General features: G+C 73.2%; 14 protein-coding genes. 12 read left to right on the top strand and 2 right to left on the bottom strand.

The window, feature by feature from the left end; genetic code table 11:
- The first annotated feature begins 26 nt into the window (after positions 1 to 26).
- Entirely contained in the window at positions 27 to 257 is a 231-nt protein-coding gene (locus BMY40_RS01825; RefSeq protein WP_093654619.1) for a ribbon-helix-helix domain-containing protein, read from the top strand.
- Positions 244 to 591: a type II toxin-antitoxin system PemK/MazF family toxin gene (locus BMY40_RS01820; protein ID WP_093654617.1), complete on the top strand. Its 348-nt coding sequence runs from the start codon at positions 244 to 246 to the stop codon at positions 589 to 591. Before BMY40_RS01825 ends, BMY40_RS01820 begins: the two co-directional genes overlap by 14 nt.
- A 14-nt stretch (positions 592 to 605) precedes the next feature.
- Here the strand turns inward: BMY40_RS01820 and cutA are convergent, their stop codons facing one another.
- A complete protein-coding gene (gene cutA / locus BMY40_RS01815) occupies positions 606 to 935 on the bottom strand; it encodes a divalent-cation tolerance protein CutA (RefSeq protein WP_093654615.1) in 330 nt (109 codons plus the stop codon).
- A 200-nt stretch (positions 936 to 1,135) separates the two neighbouring features.
- Here cutA and BMY40_RS01810 point away from each other — a divergent pair, with 200 nt between their 5' ends.
- From BMY40_RS01810 to nirD, 5 genes are all read left to right on the top strand, one after another.
- Positions 1,136 to 1,789, top strand: coding sequence for a SanA/YdcF family protein (locus BMY40_RS01810; protein ID WP_425443073.1), 654 nt, complete (start codon positions 1,136 to 1,138; stop codon positions 1,787 to 1,789).
- Positions 1,790 to 1,948: 159 nt separating this feature from the next.
- Positions 1,949 to 3,223: a cytochrome P450 family protein gene (locus tag BMY40_RS01805; RefSeq protein ID WP_093654611.1), complete on the top strand. Its 1,275-nt coding sequence runs from the start codon at positions 1,949 to 1,951 to the stop codon at positions 3,221 to 3,223.
- Positions 3,224 to 3,349: 126 nt separating this feature from the next.
- Complete coding sequence (locus BMY40_RS01800) at positions 3,350 to 4,711, top strand: NAD(P)/FAD-dependent oxidoreductase (RefSeq protein WP_093654609.1); 1,362 nt, start codon at positions 3,350 to 3,352, stop codon at positions 4,709 to 4,711.
- 2 nt (positions 4,712 to 4,713) lie between these two features.
- Positions 4,714 to 7,347 (top strand): nitrite reductase large subunit NirB, encoded by a 2,634-nt coding sequence (gene nirB, locus BMY40_RS01795; protein WP_093654607.1) that lies wholly within the window; start codon positions 4,714 to 4,716, stop codon positions 7,345 to 7,347.
- 17 nt (positions 7,348 to 7,364) lie between these two features.
- Positions 7,365 to 7,772 carry a nitrite reductase small subunit NirD gene (gene nirD / locus BMY40_RS01790; protein WP_425443072.1) on the top strand — a complete coding sequence of 136 codons (408 nt, stop codon included), beginning with the start codon at positions 7,365 to 7,367 and terminating at the stop codon, positions 7,770 to 7,772.
- Between the two features lie 172 nt (positions 7,773 to 7,944).
- On the opposite strand, the gene BMY40_RS01785 is transcribed toward nirD, so the two are convergent.
- The gene (locus BMY40_RS01785) at positions 7,945 to 9,378 is read right to left on the bottom strand and encodes an endo-1,4-beta-xylanase (RefSeq protein WP_093654603.1); all 1,434 of its coding nucleotides are present in this window, start codon (positions 9,376 to 9,378) and stop codon (positions 7,945 to 7,947) included.
- A 190-nt stretch (positions 9,379 to 9,568) separates the two neighbouring features.
- Between BMY40_RS01785 and BMY40_RS01780 the strand changes: the two genes are divergently transcribed.
- The 5 genes from BMY40_RS01780 to BMY40_RS01760 all read left to right on the top strand — a co-directional run bounded on the left by BMY40_RS01780 (position 9,569) and on the right by BMY40_RS01760 (position 16,233).
- Entirely contained in the window at positions 9,569 to 10,588 is a 1,020-nt protein-coding gene (locus BMY40_RS01780) for a LacI family DNA-binding transcriptional regulator (RefSeq protein ID WP_093655677.1), read from the top strand.
- A 238-nt stretch (positions 10,589 to 10,826) separates the two neighbouring features.
- On the top strand, positions 10,827 to 12,083 hold the full coding sequence (locus tag BMY40_RS01775) for an ABC transporter substrate-binding protein (protein ID WP_245769848.1): 1,257 nt from the start codon (positions 10,827 to 10,829) through the stop codon (positions 12,081 to 12,083).
- Complete coding sequence (locus tag BMY40_RS01770; RefSeq protein ID WP_245769781.1) at positions 12,080 to 12,988, top strand: carbohydrate ABC transporter permease; 909 nt, start codon at positions 12,080 to 12,082, stop codon at positions 12,986 to 12,988. The genes BMY40_RS01775 and BMY40_RS01770 overlap by 4 nt, the downstream gene beginning before the upstream one ends.
- Positions 12,985 to 13,905: a carbohydrate ABC transporter permease gene (locus BMY40_RS01765; RefSeq protein ID WP_177213831.1), complete on the top strand. Its 921-nt coding sequence runs from the start codon at positions 12,985 to 12,987 to the stop codon at positions 13,903 to 13,905. Before BMY40_RS01770 ends, BMY40_RS01765 begins: the two co-directional genes overlap by 4 nt.
- A gap of 60 nt (positions 13,906 to 13,965) precedes the next feature.
- Entirely contained in the window at positions 13,966 to 16,233 is a 2,268-nt protein-coding gene (locus BMY40_RS01760) for a beta-xylosidase/alpha-l-arabinosidase (RefSeq protein ID WP_093654599.1), read from the top strand.
- The last annotated feature ends 96 nt before the right edge of the window (positions 16,234 to 16,329 follow it).

Below are 16,329 nucleotides of genomic sequence, written 5' to 3'. Positions count from 1 at the left end.
GAAGCCACCGTTGTACCATCGGCGGTATGAAGGTAAGTGTGAGCCTCCCTCAGGAAGACATCGCCTTCGTCGACGCGTACGCCGCCAGGGCCGAGATCGAGTCGCGATCGGCCGTGATACACGCCGCGATCGAGTTGCTGCGCGCCTCGGAACTCGAACAGGACTACACCGCCGCCTGGCAGGAGTGGGCCGAGGACGAGGACGCGGAGCTGTGGGACGCGACTGCTGCGGACGGGCTCGGCGATGCGGCGCGGTGACATCTATCTGGTCGATCTGGACCCGACTCGCGGCAGTGAGGCGAACAAGGCACGCCCCGCCGTCGTCGTCTCCAACGACGCGGCCAACCGTTCGGTGGACCGCGCCGGCCGGGGTGTGCTGACCGTGGTGCCCGTGACCTCCAACACCACGCGTGTCCACCCGTTCCAGGTACTCCTCAAGGCCGCGGACTGCGGCCTGCGCAAAGACTCCAAAGCCCAGTGCGAACAGGTGCGCTCCGTGGCCGTGGAACGGGTGCTGCACCGGGTCGGTGTGCTGCCGTCGCACGTCCTGGCCGACCTCGACGCCGCCCTGCGTCGTCATCTGGCCCTGTAAAGCCGCCGCACGGCTCAGGAACCTTCCGTCTCCTCGGCGACCCAGGCCAGGTAGTCCGCGCCGCCGCGGATGACCGGGGTGGCGATGATCTCGGGGGTGTCGTAGTCGTGCGCCGCGCGCAGGTGCGCCTCCAGGGCGTCGTAGCGGGCCGCCGCCGTCTTCAGCAGCACCTGCCACTCGGGCTCGGCGCGCACCTCGCCCTCCCACCGGTAGACCGAGGTCACCGGGCCGGAGACCTGGGCGCACGCCGCGACGCGGGCCTCCACCGCGCCGCGCGCCAGCGCCTCGGCCTTCTCCCGGCTGTCGGTGGTGGTCAGCACCGTCAGGATGCCCGTCTCCGCCATGGCCGCCGCTCCTCTTCTTCCGTTCCCGTTCTTCCCGTTCCCGGCCGCCTTCGCCGTCCGCGCCGCATTCGCCGCCTTCGCGGTCCGGTGCCGCCCACCGTAGCCGCGGCAACCGCGGCGCGGCTCGGACCGTCTCCATCGGTGTGATGATCAGCTCGGTAAAGACCAAGGTGAGGACCGCCAGGGTGAAGGCCAAGGGGATGGGGAGGACCGTGAAACCCGGAAGGAGGCAGGTCCTCCAGACCGCGGTGCTGCTGTGCGTGCTGGGGCTGCTGCCCGCGACCTGGGTCGCGGTCTCCGCCGGCGACCGCGTCCGCACCCTCGGCGGCGCACCGGCAGCCCCGGTCGTGGTCGTCTTCGGCGCCGGGCTGTGGGACGGGGAGCCGTCCCCTTACCTGGCGCACCGGCTGGACACCGCCGCCGAGCTGTACGGCCGGGGCCGGGTGCGCGCGGTACTGGTCACCGGCGACAACAGCCGCCGCGACTACGACGAGACGGGCGCCATGCGGGACTACCTGGTGCGCCGCGGCGTCCCCGCCGAGGACGTCGTCGGCGACCACGCGGGTTTCGACACCTGGGACTCCTGCGCCCGCGCCCGGCGGATCTTCGGCGTGGAGCGGGCGCTGCTGGTGAGCCAGGGCTTCCACATACGCCGCGCGCTGGCCCTGTGCCGGGCCGCCGGGATCGACGCGTACGGCGTCGGTGTCGCCGAACCGCACGACGCCACCTGGTACTACGGCGCGCTGCGCGAGGTGGCGGGCGCGGCGAAGGCCGGGCTGGAGGCGACGTTCACCCCCGATCCGCACTTCCTCGGGCCGCGCGAACGGGGTCTCGACCGGGCTCTGGCGGGCTGATCCACACCGCCCGCCGCCCGCCGGCTCACTCCTGAGTGGTATTCCAGGACTCTTTTCGGATAAGGCGGTTGACCGCGTCGGCCGCCGGCGCGTTGTCTGCCGGTGGTACGGGCCGCCCCCGGGCCGCTCCCCCCTCCCCCTCCCCCTCCCGGAGCCACCATGACCGCTGCTCCCCGCCGCCCCCGGACCGAGACCCCACCGGAGTACCCCGGCCGCCCCGACCGGCCGGGGCACTCCGGCCGCTCGCGCCACGTACCGCTGTACGGCCCGGGCCTCGACGGCGACGGCCTGCCCGCCCTGTACGAGCGGCTGCGCGCGGAACACGGGCCGGTCGCGCCCGTCGCCCTGGCCCCGGGGGTGCACGCCTGGCTGGTCATGGGCTACGAGGAGCTGCTGCGGGTGGCGCGCCGCGAACGGGACTTCAGCCACGACCCTCGCCACTGGCGCCTGCTGCGCGAGGGGCGGGTGCCGGCCGACTCCCCGCTGCTGGCGTTCCTCGGCTGGCGTCCGGCCCTGATGTTCGCCGACGGGCGGCGGCACCGGCGGATGCGGTCGGCGGTCGCCGACACGCTGGGCCGGGTCGACGGCGGCGAACTGGGCCGCCTGGTGCGCGACACCGCCGACCGGCTGATCGACGCCTTCGCCGGGCGGGGCGAGGCCGACCTCGTACCGCACTACGCGCACCGCCTGCCGGCGCGGGTCGTGACCCGGCTGCTGGGGGCGGACGAGCCGGTCAGCCGGAAACTGGCGGAGGCCGTCGCCGGCACGGCCGCCGCCAACGCCGACTCCGTCCACGCCGGCCGCCGGCTGGAGCGCGTCCTGCTGGCCCTGGTGCGGGAGAAGCGGCGCGCGCCGGGCCCCGACGTCACCTCCTGGCTGCTGACGCACCCCGCCTCGCTCCGCGAGGAGGAGGTGCTGCACAACCTGGCCGTGACGGTGGTGGCGGCCCACCAGACGACGAAGAACTGGATCGCCACCACGCTGCGCCTGCTGCTGACCGATCCGGCCCTGCGCTCCTCGCTGGACGGCGGATACCTGACCCTGGACGAGGCGCTGGACCTGGTTCTGTGGCGGTTCCCGCCCACCCAGAACCTCCCCGGCCGCTACGCCCTGCGCGACGTCCGCCTGGGCCGGCGGGAGGTGCGGGCCGGGGACATGCTCGTGCTGGGGCTGGCCGCCGCGGGCCGCGACCCGCGGGTGCTGCCCGCGTGCGGACGGCCGGTGACGGGCAACCGCGCGCATGTGGCGTTCGGTGCGGGGCCGCACGCCTGCCCGGCCCAGGCGCAGGCCCGGCTGATCGCGCGGACGGCCGTGGAGGTGCTGCGGCGGCGGCTGCCGGGCCTGCGGCTGGCCGTGCCCGAGGAGCGTCTGGCCTGGGCGTCGTCGCCGTGGACCAGGGGTCTCGCGGCGCTGCCCGTCCGCCTGGCGCCCTGAGGGTCCCGCCCGGGAAGGGGTGCTCCCCCGGGCTCACAGCCGGGGCCCGGGTGCGCTGAGGGCGGTGTTGCCGCCGGGAAACAGCGGTGATGCGGACGGGAAACAGCCGCGCCGCACGCTTTCCGCATGACCTCGACGAAGCGTGTGGTGGTGATCGGCGGCGGAATGGCCGCCGCCCGGCTCGCCGGGCAGCTCGCCGCCGCCGGCGCCCTCGGTACCGCCGGCCCCGACGGCCCCGACGGCGCCGCCGTGGATCTGACGGTCGTCGGCGAGGAGCCCCACGCGCCGTACAACCGGGTGCTGCTGGCGGGAGTGCTGGCCGGGCGGTACGCGCCGGAGGTGATCGGCCTGCCCGCCCCGCCCGCCGCCCGCTGGCTGCGCGGTGTGCGGGCGGTGCGGCTGGACCGGGCCGAGCGGCTGGTGCGGTGCGACGACGGCTCCTCGCTGCCGTACGACACCCTGGTGCTGGCCACCGGCTCCAACCCGGTGCTGCCGCCGCTGCGCGGGCTCTTCCCCGGCGGCGGGCACGAGCCGCCCCGCGGCGTGCACCCCTTCCGCACCCTGGCCGACTGCCGGGCGCTGGAGGCGGCGGTACGGCCCGGGGTGCGGGCCGTCGTCGTCGGCGGCGGCCTGCTCGGGATCTCGGCCGCCCGCGCGCTGGCCGGGCGCGGAGTGCGCACCGTCCTCGCCCACCAGGGCGAACACCTCATGGAGCGCCATCTGGACGCCCGCGCCTCGGCGCTGCTGCGCGGGCACCTGGAGGGGCTGGGCGTCGAGGTCCACACCGAGTGCCGCGTCCGCGGCCTGCTGACCGCGGGAAACGCCGGGGAGGGGGCCGCCGGCGCGGAGGCCGTGGCCCGCGGCGTGGAACTCGCCGACGGCTACCGGCTGGAGGCCGAACTGGTCGTCCTGGCCTGCGGGGTGCGCCCGCGGGTCGGGCTCGCCCGTGCGGCCGGGCTGGAGGTCCGCGACGGGATCGTCGTCGACGACGAGCTGCGCACCGGTGATCCCCGGATCCACGCCGTCGGCGACTGCGCCGAGCACGGCGGGAGGGTCTACGGGCTGGCCGGCGCCGCCCAGGAGCAGGCCGACGCGCTGGCCCGCGTCCTGCTGGCGGACGGAACGGCGGACCGCTCGGCAGGCGGCACGGCGGGCGGCGCGGAGAGCGGCACGGCGGGCGGTGCGTACACCGGCACCCGGGCGCTGACCCGGCTGACGCTGGCCCCGCCGCCCTCCGGGCCCGGGGACGCGCTGGACCTCGCCGCGTTCGGCGAGACCGTGCCCCGCGCGGGCGACGACGTCGTCCGTCTCGCCGACGCCACCCGCAGCGTCTACCGCAAGGTCGTCGTCCGCGGCGACCGGCTGGTGGGCGGCATCCTCCTGGGCGACCTCGGCACCGTCGGCGCCCTCGCCCGCGCCTGGGAGGGCGACGAGCCGCTGCCCTCCGCCCCGCTGCTCCACCTGCTCACCAACGATGGAGGCCTGTAGACATGCCACGGACGCCACGCCCCACGATCGTGCTCGTCGGGCACGGGATGGTCGGCCAGCGGTTCCTGGAGGAGCTCGCGAGCCGGGAGGTGACCGAGCGGGCCCGGGTGGTCGTGCTGTGCGAGGAACCGCGGCCCGCGTACGACCGCGTGCAGCTCACCTCGTACTTCTCCGGCCGCACGCCCGGGGAGCTGTCCCTGGTGGACGAGGGCTTCATGGAGCGGCACGGCATCGAGCTCCACCTGGGCGACCCGGCGGTCGCCGTCGACCGCCGGGCGCGCACGGTGACCTCGCGCGCCGGGCTGGAGATCGGCTACGACACGCTGGTGCTGGCCACCGGCTCCTACCCGTTCGTGCCGCCCGTGCCGGGAAGCGACAGCACCGGCTGCTTCGTCTACCGCACGGTGGAGGACCTGCTCGCCATCGAGGAGTACGCGGGAAGGAGCCGGGTGGGCACGGTCGTCGGCGGCGGCCTGCTGGGCCTGGAGGCGGCCGGCGCCCTCAGCGGCCTGGGGCTCGAGACCCACATCGTGGAGTTCAACCCGCGTCTGATGGCCCTCCAGGTCGACGAGGGCGGTGGCGCCGCCCTGCGCCGCACCGTCGAGGAGATGGGCCTGACCGTCCACACGGGCGTGGGCGGCAAGGAGATCACCGTCGGCGCGGACGGGGCCGTCACGGGGATGGCGCTGTCGGACGGCTCGCGGATCGCCACCGATCTGGTGGTCTTCTCCGCGGGCGTACGCCCCCGCGACGAGCTGGCCCGCGGCTGCGGTCTGGAGGTCGGCGAGCGCGGCGGTATCGCCGTGGACGAGCGGTGCCGCACCGCCGACGCCGCGGTGTACGCCATCGGCGAGTGCGCCAGGGCCGTGGACGGCACGGTGTACGGCCTGGTGGCGCCGGGCTACGAGATGGCGCGGGTGGCGGCAGAGGCGATCGCGGGGAGCACGGGGGACGCGGAGGGCGCCGGGGACGCCGGGGCGTCCTTCACCGGTGCCGACACCTCCACCAAGCTCAAGCTGCTGGGCGTGGACGTCGCCTCGTTCGGCGACGCGCACGGAAAGACCGAGGGCTGTCTGGACGTCGTCTACTCCGACTCGCGCGCCGGGGTCTACAAGAAGCTGGTGGTCGCCGCCGACGGCACCCTGCTGGGCGGCGTGCTGGTCGGCGACGCCGAGGCGTACGGCATGCTGCGCCCGTTGACCGGCAGCGTCCCGCCGGTGGCTCCCGAGCAGCTCGTCCTGCCCGCCGGGGCCGGGGCGCCGGCGGCGCTGGGGCCGTCCGCGCTGCCGGACGAGGCGGTGGTGTGCAGTTGCCACAACGTCACCAAGGGCACCGTCCGCGCGGCCGTCACCGAGCACGCGTGCACCACCGTGCCGGAGGTGAAGAAGTGCACGAAGGCGGGCACCGGCTGCGGAAGCTGTGTGAAGGTGCTCACCGCGCTCGTCAACGACGAGCTGGAGGCGGGCGGCGTCACCGTCGACAAGGGCCTGTGCGGCTGCTTCGCCCACACCCGCGGCGAGTTGTACGAGATCGTCCGCACCCGGCGGCTGTCCACCTTCGCCGAGCTGCTGGACGGCCACGGCCGCCGGGAGGCCCGCGGCGGGGAGGGCTGTGAGATCTGCAAGCCGGCCGTCGCCTCGATCATCGCCTCGCTCGCCCCGGCGCTGGGCGCCAGCGGCTACGTCCTGGACGGCGAGCAGGCGGCCCTCCAGGACACCAACGACCACCATCTGGCCAACATCCAGCGCAACGGCTCGTACTCGGTCGTGCCGCGCATCCCCGGCGGTGAGATCACGCCCGAGAAGCTGATCGTGATCGGCGAGGTGGCCCGCGACTTCGGCCTCTACACCAAGATCACCGGTGGCCAGCGGATCGACCTGTTCGGCGCCCGCGTCGACCAGCTCCCGGCGATCTGGGCCCGGCTGGTGGACGCCGGCTTCGAGTCGGGCCACGCCTACGGCAAGGCGCTGCGCACGGTGAAGTCGTGCGTGGGGCGGACCTGGTGCCGCTACGGGGTGCAGGACTCGGTGCGCATGGCCATCGACCTGGAGCTGCGCTACCGGGGCCTGCGCGCGCCGCACAAGCTGAAGTCGGCGGTCTCCGGGTGCCAGCGCGAGTGCGCCGAGGCGCGGAGCAAGGACTTCGGGGTGATCGCCACGGCGAACGGCTGGAACCTGTACGTGGGCGGCAACGGCGGCGCGACCCCGCGCCACGCCGACCTGCTGGCCAAGGACCTGTCGGACGCCGAGCTGGTACGGCTGATCGACCGCTTCCTGATGTTCTACATCCGCACCGCCGACCGGCTGGAGCGCACCGCCGCCTGGCTGGAGCGGATCGAGGGCGGCCTGGACCATGTGCGCGACGTGGTCGTCCACGACTCGCTGGGGCTGTGCGCCGAGCTGGAGGCCCTGATGGCCGACCACGTGGCGAACTACCGCGACGAGTGGGCCGCGACGCTGGACGATCCCGAGCGGCTGCGGCGGTTCGTGTCCTTCGTCAACGCCCCGGGCGCGCCGGACCCGTCGGTGCGCTTCGTCGCCGAGCGCGATCAGGTCCGGCCCGACCTGACCCTCCTGTCCGGCCCCGACATCCCCGTCCGCACGCTCGATGCCCTCGAAGGGAGCGCGGCCCGATGACCGCAGTGACGACAGAAGTGACAACGGAGACCACGACCACGGCGACGACCCCGGCGACCGCGGCGGCCGTCGCCGCCTCCGGGGAGGAACGGGCGGCCGGGTTGCGGGTGGAGGTGCGCGCCGACGGCGGCTGGGCCGCGGTGTGCCGCCTGTCCGACCTGGTGCCGGGGCGGGGGGTGGCGGCACTGCTGCCCGACGGCCGGCAGATCGCCGTGTTCCGGGACCGGGCGGGCCGGACGTACGCGGTCGGCAACCGCGACCCGTTCACCGGCGCCTACGTGCTCTCGCGCGGGCTGCTGGGCTCGGCGGGCGGCCGGGCCTTCGTGGCCTCCCCGCTGCTGAAGCAGCGCTTCGACCTGGCCACGGGCCGGTGTCTGGACGACGACGCGGTGTCGGTGCCGGTGTACGCCGTCCGCACGCGCTGAGGAACACCCGGGACGGCGGGAAGCGGCAGGAGGACGGAGCAGATCGGCGGGGAGCGGCGAAAGGACCCCGGCCGCGGCCCGTGTGGGGCGGGCCGCGACCGGGGCCGTCCGCCCCGTCCGGCGCTCCGGCCGCCCTGCCCTGGCGGCTCGGCGCACCGGACGGGAGCCGGTGTCAGCCCGCGGCGCACTCCTGTCCGCCGAGGCTGACGCGGGTGCCGTCCTGGGCGGCGCCCCCGCTGGTCTGGAAGCCGAAGGAGATCGTCCCACCGGCCGAGACCGTGCCGTTGTAGGCGGCGTTGGAGACGGTGACGGTGCGGCCGCTCTGCGAGAACGCGCCGTTCCAGCCGTTGGCCAGGTTCACCCCGGCCGGCAGGTCGAACTGCGCGCGCCAGCCGTTCAGGGCCTGTCCGGTGCGGATGGTCACGGAGACGACCGAGCCGGTGTCCCAGCGGTTGGAGACGGTGAAGGCGGCGGAGCAGTCGCCCGTGGGCGGGTCGGGGTCGCCCGGGTTGTCCGGGTCGTCGGGGTCGCCCGGGTCTCCGCCCGCCGCGACGAAGGCGTCGCGCAGCGCGTCGTAGGCCGGCTTGGGCCGGTAGTTCTCGTCCCAGGGGCAGGCCGCGCCCTCCCCGTCGAAGACGTCCGGCACCCAGGAGTCCCGGTCGCTGACGCCCCAGACGGTGATGCCGGAGCACCGGGAGACCGCCAGGCAGGCGTCGGCCACCGCGCGGTAGTCGCGGGCCTGCTGCTGGAGCTTGGAGCTGTCGGACGGCATCCGCATCCGGATGTCCAGCTCGGTGACCGCGACCTCCAGGCCCAGGTCGGCGAAGCGCTGGAGGTTCTGCCGGATCGCCTGGCCGTTGACCTGGCCGACGATGAGGTGGTTCTGGAACCCGACGCCGTCGATCGGCACGCCCTGTGCCTTCAGGTCCCTGACCAGCCGGTACAGACCGTCGCTCTTGGCGTTGGCCGTCTCGGTGTTGTAGTCGTTGATGAACAGCTTGGCGTCCGGGTCCGCGGCGCGGGCGGCCCGGAAGGAGTCCGCGATGTAGGACGCGCCGAGCTGCTGGTAGAACTTGCTCTGCCGGAGCGAGCCGTCCTCGTTGAACGCCTCGTTGACCACGTCCCAGCGCTGGACCTTGTCCTTGTAGCGGCTGACCTGGGTGGTGACGTGGTCGGTCACGATGGTGCGCAGCTCGCTGTTCGAGAACGACCCGTTCTGCAGCCAGCCGGGCATCTGGCTGTGCCAGACCAGGGTGTGGCCGTAGACGAGCTGGTCGTTGGCCTGGGCGAACTGGACCAGACGGTCGCCCCCGGCCCAGTTGAACTGGCCGCGCTGGGGTTCGACCGCCTCCCACTTCATGGCGTTCTCGGCGGTGACGCTGTCGAACTCGGTGCTGACGATGTCGCTGTAGGTCCCGTTGCTCAGCAGACCGTCGTTGACGGCCGTGCCGATGAAGCGGCCGGTGGACTCGGCGACTTCGCGCAGGGAGGGGTCGGCCGCCTGGCTCGGGGCACTGAATCCGAAGGTCAGGGCCGCGGCCGCGGCGGAGGCGGCTACGGCCGCCCGGGCTAAACGACGTACGGTGCGTACACGGTGCTGCCTCATGCTGGGGTGTCCCTCTCTCGACGCCCCGGAACTCTTTCCGGAAGACTGTTGGAAGGTTTCGAGGGTGCGCCGGGAACGGTAGAGCCGATGGGAACGCCCGTCAACGGTGTGCGCGTGTGGAGGAGAGAGCATGGGAGACGGCATGACGGACGGCGCGGTCGCCGCGGCCGGCAAAGTCGCGGAGCAGAGGATGGCACCCAAGGTGGAGCAGAAGGTCACGATCACGGCGATCGCCCAGGAGGCGGGGGTCTCGGTCCCCACGGTCTCGCGGGTGGTCAACGGCCGCTCGGACGTCGCGCCCGCGACCCGGGCCAGGGTCGAGGAGCTGCTGCGGCAGTACGGCTACCGCCGCCGCACGGCCTCCTCCGGCGACCGGCCCGCCCTGATCGACCTGGTCTTCAACGATCTCGACAGCCCCTGGGCGGTGGAGATCATCCGCGGCGTGGAGGAGACCACGCACGAGGTCGGCTTCGGCACGGTGGTCTCGGCGATCCACGACCGCGCGGGCTCGGCCCGGCAGTGGATGCGCAACCTGCGGGCCCGCGCCTCGGGGGGCGTGATCCTGGTGACCTCGGTCCTGGAGCCGGTCCTCCACGAGGAGCTGCACCGCCTCGGCGTGCCGCTGGTGGTGGTGGACCCCTCAGGCTCCCCGGCCCTGGACGCCCCGACGGTGGGCGCCACCAACTGGGCCGGCGGCATGTCCGCCACCGAGCACCTGCTGGAGCTGGGCCACCGCCGCATCGGCTTCATCGCCGGGCCGCCGAGGCTGCTGTGCAGCCGCGCCCGGCTGGACGGCTACCGCGCCGCGCTGGAGGCCGCGGGCGTCCCCGTGGACGACCGGCTGATGGTACCGGGCGACTTCTACCACGAGGCCGGTTTCACCGGCTGCAACCGGCTGATGGACCTGGACGAGCCGCCCACCGCCCTGTTCGCCGCCAGCGACCAGATGGCGCTGGGCGCGATCGAGGCGCTGCGGCGGCGCGGGATGCGGGTGCCGGAGGACGTCAGCATCGTCGGATTCGACGACCTTCCGGAAGTCCGCTGGTCCGCTCCGCCGCTGACGACGGTGCGCCAGCCGCTGGTGGAGATGGGCAAGGTCGCGGCCCGCACCGTACTGCGTCAGGCCAGGGGTGAGGAGATCGACTCCCCGCGCGTGGAACTCGCCACTGAGCTGGTCGTTCGTGCCAGTACGGCACCGCTGCGGAACTGATCCCGGCAGCGGACCGGACAACTCCATATAACGGGCGCATCACGCTGCCGGGCCAGAGGTCCCGTTTTTTGTCAGACCTGTTGACACGGCTGAAACGCGTACGTACTTTCCCACCACCACTACCGATAATTTTCGGAGTCCTTCCGGAAGGTATGCGATGCGAACAGCAGTGCAGGGCTCGGCCGTGAGAGGCCGCAAGGGATTCGGGCGGCGCCACGCCGCCACGCTGACGGCGGCGGTGCTGGCCGCCTCCGTGCTCACCGCCTGCGGCAGCGGCGGGCCCGGCGAGGAGGAGGCCGGCGGAACCCTGGAGGTGTGGGTCTACCAGGACGCCTCGACCAAGGTGCAGCGTGAGGCGGTCGAGCGGTTCAACAAGACCTCCGATGTCAAGGCCAAGCTCGTCGAGGTGCCCGGCGAGGGCTACCAGGACAAGATGCGCAGTGCGATGGGCACGCCCAACGCGCCCGACGTCTTCTTCAACTGGGGCGGCGGCAGCATCAGCAACTTCGTCGAGAAGGACATGCTGGTCGACCTCACCCCCGAGATCCAGAAGGACGAGAAGCTCAAGGACGCGTTCCTGCCCTCGATCCTCAACGCGGGCAAGGTGAACGACAAGATCTACGGCGTCCCGATGCGGGGCATGCAGCCGGTGGTCCTCTTCTACAACAAGGACGTCTTCGAGAAGGCCGGCGCCCAGCCGCCCGAGTCCTGGGACGACCTGCTGGACCTGGTCGACACCTTCAAGAAGGAGGGCGTCACCCCCTTCGCGCTCGCCGGCACCGACGCCTGGACCGAGCTGATGTGGGTCGAGTACCTGCTGGACCGCATAGGCGGCGCCGAGGTCTTCCAGCGCATCCAGGACGGCGACTCCTCGGCCTGGGGCGACCCGGCCGTGCTGAAGACCGCCGAGACCATCCGCGACCTGGTGGACCGCGGGGCGTTCGGCAAGAACTACGCCTCGGTCAACTACACCGCCGACGGCGCCTCCACGCTCTTCGCCAAGGGCAAGGCGGCCATGCACCTGATGGGCAGCTGGGAGTACTCCAACCAGCAGGCCAACCAGAAGGAGTTCGCCGAGAAGGGCCTGGGCTGGACCACCTTCCCCGCCCTCCCCGACGGCGAGGGCGACCCCAAGAACGTGGTGGGCAACCCCACCAACTTCTGGTCGGTCAGCTCCAAGCTGAAGGGCGCCGAGCGCGAGGCGGCCCTGGAGTTCGTCAAGACCGCCGCCGAGGACTGGTACGCCGAGGCCCTGGTGGACAACGGCGACGTGCCCACCACCTCCGGTTCCGAGGACATGCTCGCCGGGCACCCCGCCCCCGACTACGCCCTCTTCCAGTACGACCTGGTGCGCGACGCCCCGAACTTCACCCTCTCCTGGGACCAGGCACTGCCGGCGCAGCAGGCCTCGCCGATGCTCACCAACATCCAGAAGCTCTTCAACAAGCAGCTCAGCCCCGAAGAGTTCGTCGACGCCATGAAGGCCCTCAAGTGAAGCAAGCAGTACCGACCGCGTCGCCGCGCGTGGGCCGCCCGGGCATTGCCTGGGCGGTCCCCGGCGTGTTGTTCTTCGTCCTGTTCGCCGTCGGCCCCATGGTGCTCGTCGGCTATCTCTCCTTCACCAGCTGGGACGGCCTCGGCGACTTCCCCTCGGTCAGCGGCACCGGCAACTGGGAGCGGCTGTTCGAGGACCCCACCATGCGGCAGGCCATCTGGCTGAGCGTCCTGCTCACCGGCGTCAGCTGGCTGATCCAGACACCCGTCGCCCTGCTGCTGGGCGTGTGGTCGGCCGGCCGGCAGAGGAACCGGGCCGTCCTCAGCGCGATCTTCTTCCTGCCGCTGCTGGCCTCCTCCGTGGCGCTGGCGCTGCTGTGGAAGTCGCTGCTGGACCCCAACTTCGGCCTGATCGCCGAGATCGGCCCGTGGCTGGGGATCGAGGACGGCAACCTGCTCGGCACCGGCGACGGCGCCTTCGCCGCCGTGGCCTTCGTCGCCGCCTGGCAGTTCATCCCGTTCCACACCCTGCTCTACCAGGGCGGCGCCCGGCAGATCCCCAAGTCGTTCTACGAGGCCGCCTCCATCGACGGGGCGAGCACCGTGCGGCAGTTCTTCTCCATCACCCTGCCGCAGCTGCGCAACACCATCGTCACCTCCTCGGTGCTGATGGTCGTCGGCGCGCTGACCTTCTTCGACACCGTCCTCATCCTGACCGAGGGCGGACCGGGAACGGACACCACGATCGTGCCCTACCTGATGTACGAGACCGGCTTCCAGGCGTACGACATGGGCTACGCCAGCGCCATCGCCACCACCCTGGTGATCGTCGCCACCGCCATCTCCCTGCTGATGGTCCGGGCGACCGGCTTCAGCAAGATGCGCAGCACCCGGGAGGGGATGTGAAGACCGCCGTCCGGCCGGAGCACCGGCCCTCCCCCGCCGCCGAGCGGGCCGGCGAGCCCCAGGCCCGCAACGACCGGGGCCTGCGCGGCAGGCTGCGCCGCGTCCGCAAGTGGAACATCCCGGCGGGCGTCGCCTCCGTCGTCTGGCTGGTCATCGTCGGCCTGCCGCTGTACGTCCTGGTCCTCACCACGCTGCGGGACCGCGACTCCTACTTCGACGAGGGCGCGCTGAGCCTGCCGGGCGACCTCACGCTCGACAACTACCGCACGGTGCTGGAGAGCGACTTCCTCGTCTACCTGCTCAACACCGCGATCGTCACGGTCGCCACCGCGGCCATCGTCGTGGTCCTGTCGGTGTGCGTCGGCTACACCGTGGTGCGCACCCTCAGCCGCACCTCCCAGCGGATCTTCCAGTTCTTCCTGCTGGGTCTGGCCATCCCCGCGCAGGCGGTGATCATCCCGATCTACCTGCTGATCACCCAGCTGAACCTCTACGACAGCCTGCTGGCGATCATCCTGCCAACCGCGGCCTTCTGCCTGCCCGTCTGCGTGCTGATCCTGGCCGGCACCATGCGGGACATCGAGGAGGAGATGTACGAGTCGATGGCGCTGGAGGGCGCGAGCCAGACCCGCGTCCTGCTCCAGCTCGTCGTGCCCCTCTCCCGGGGAGGCATCTCCACCGTCGGCGTCTACGCGGCGCTCCAGGCCTGGAACAACTTCCTCTTCCCCCTGATCCTCACCCAGTCGCGCGAGAGCCGGGTCCTCACCCTCGGCCTCTACGACTACGTCGGCCAGTTCCGGGTGGACATCCCCGCACTGCTCGCCGCGGTCGTGCTGTCGATCGTGCCGATCTTCGTCGTGTACCTCTTCGCCCGCCGTCAGCTCATCAACGGCCTCATGGGAGTCGGCGGACGCTGATCCGCGCGTCCCGTCCCACGGGACACGCGCCGGACACGCCGACGCCGCACAAGGAGCCTCATGCATCACCACCCCTGGCAGGACACCTCCCGACCCGTCGAGGAGCGCGCCGCCGACCTGCTGTCCCGGATGACCCTGGAGGAGAAGCTCGCACAGCTCTCCAGCGTCTGGCCGGGTTCCGAGTCCGACGGCGAGGACGTCGCACCGCTCCAGCACGAGGTCTCCGAAACCGTCGACCTGGACGCCCTGCTGCCCCACGGCCTGGGCCAGCTCACCCGCCCCTTCGGCACCGCCCCCGTGGAGCCGGCCGAGGGCGCGCGGGCCCTGGCGGCCTTCCAGACGAAGGTCGCCGCGGCCAACCGCTTCGGCATCCCCGCCCTGGCCCACGAGGAGTGCCTGACCGGCTTCACCGCCTGGCAGGCCACCATCTTCCCCACGCCGCTGGCCTGGGGGGCCACCTTCGACCCGGCGCTGGTGCGCGAGATGGCCGCGGCCATCGGCGACTCCATGCGCTCGGTCGGCATCCACCAGGGCCTCTCGCCGGTCCTGGACGTGGTGCGCGACCCGCGCTGGGGCCGCACCGAGGAGTCCATCGGCGAGGACCCCTATCTGGTGGCGACGCTGGCCACCGCCTATGTGGCGGGCCTGGAGTCCACCGGGATCGTCTCCACCCTCAAGCACTTCGCGGGCTACTCCGCCTCCCGCGGCGCCCGCAACCACGGCCCCGTCTCGATCGGCCCGCGCGAGCTGGCCGACGTGATCCTGCCGCCGTTCGAGATGGCCCTGCGCGAGGGCGGGGCCCGCTCGGTCATGCACGCCTACAACGACCTCGACGGCGTCCCGGCCGCCGCCCACACCGAGCTCCTCACCGACCTGCTGCGCGAGGAGTGGGGCTTTGCCGGCACGGTGGTCTCCGACTACTTCGGCGTCTCCTTCCTGGAGCTGGCCCACCACGTCGCCGACTCCCCCGCCCGCGCCGCGGCCCTGGCGCTGGCCGCGGGCGTGGACGTGGAGCTGCCGGGCCTGCGCTGCTACGGCGAGCCGCTGCTGAAGGCGGTCCGCTCCGGCGAGGTGCCCGAGGAGCTGGTGGACCGCGCGGCGCTGCGGGTGCTGCGGCAGAAGTGCGAGCTGGGCCTGCTGGACCCCGACTGGTCGGCCGCCCCGCCCGCCGCCTCCGGCGGCACCGTGGACCTGGACCCGCCCGCGATGCGGGCGCTGGCCCGGCGCGTGGCCGAGGAGTCCGTCGTCCTGCTGGACAACTCCGGCGGAGTGCTCCCCGTGCACCCCACCGCCCGCATCGCGGTGGTCGGCCCGTACGCGGAGGAGCGGGCGGCCATGCTGGGCTGCTACACCTTCCCCCGGCACGTGGGCGTCGAGCACCCCGAGCTGCCCGTCGGCGTGGAGATCCCCACGCTGCTGGACGCCCTGGGCGCCGAACTGCCCGGAGCGGTGCTGACCGACTCCCCCGCCGACGCCGACATCGTTATCGCGGCGCTCGGCGACCGCTCCGGCCTCTTCGGCCGCGGCACCTCCGGCGAGGGCTGCGACGCCGCGGACCTCACGCTCCCCGACGGCCAGGCGGCGTTCCTGGACGCCCTGCTGGAGAGCACCGACAAGCCCGTGGTGCTGGTGCTGCTCACCGGCCGCCCGTACGCGCTCGGCCGGTGGGAGGGCCGGCTGGCCGCCGTCGTCCAGGCTTTCTTCCCGGGCGAGGAGGGCGGACCGGCGGTCGCCGGGGTCCTCACCGGGCGGGTCAACCCCTCCGGCCGGCTCCCGGTCAGCGTGCCGCGTGGCACCGGCGGCCAGCCGTGGACCTACCTCGTGCCGCCGCTGGGCCTCAAGGGTGACGCCAGCAACATCGACCCGACGCCGCTGTACCCCTTCGGGCACGGCCTGTCGTACACCTCCTTCGAGTGGGAGGCGGCGGGCGCCGGCGCCGACACGCTGCCGACCGACGGCTCCGCCGAGATCCGCGTCACCGTGCGGAACACCGGCGAGCGGGCCGGCACCGAGGTCGTCCAGCTCTACCTGCACGACCCCGTGGCGCGCGTCGCCCGGCCGGTCGTCCAGCTGGTCGGCTACACGCGGGTGGCGCTGGAGCCGGGGCAGGCGGCCGAGGTCGTCTTCGACTTCCACGCCGACCTGGCCTCGTACACCGTGCGGCCCGGGCAGCGGGTCGTCGAGCCCGGGGCGGTGGAGCTGCGGCTGGCCGCGTCCAGCGCCGACGTGCGCCACACCGTGCCGCTGACCCTGACCGGGCCGGAGCGCACCGTCGGCTTCGGCCGCCGGATGACCTGCGGGACGGAGGTCCGCGTCCTGCAGCCCTGACACGGGCCCTTTCGGCCGGGGCCCTTCGAGCCGGCGCCCGCCCCGCCCCCCGGCGGGCGCCGCCTTCCTCGCCTCGGCGTCCCGTCCGGCCTACGC

The sequence above is a fragment of the Streptomyces radiopugnans genome (genome assembly GCF_900110735.1).
Lineage (GTDB): Bacteria > Actinomycetota > Actinomycetes > Streptomycetales > Streptomycetaceae > Streptomyces > Streptomyces radiopugnans.
This window is presented reverse-complemented; position numbering and strand designations above follow the sequence as displayed.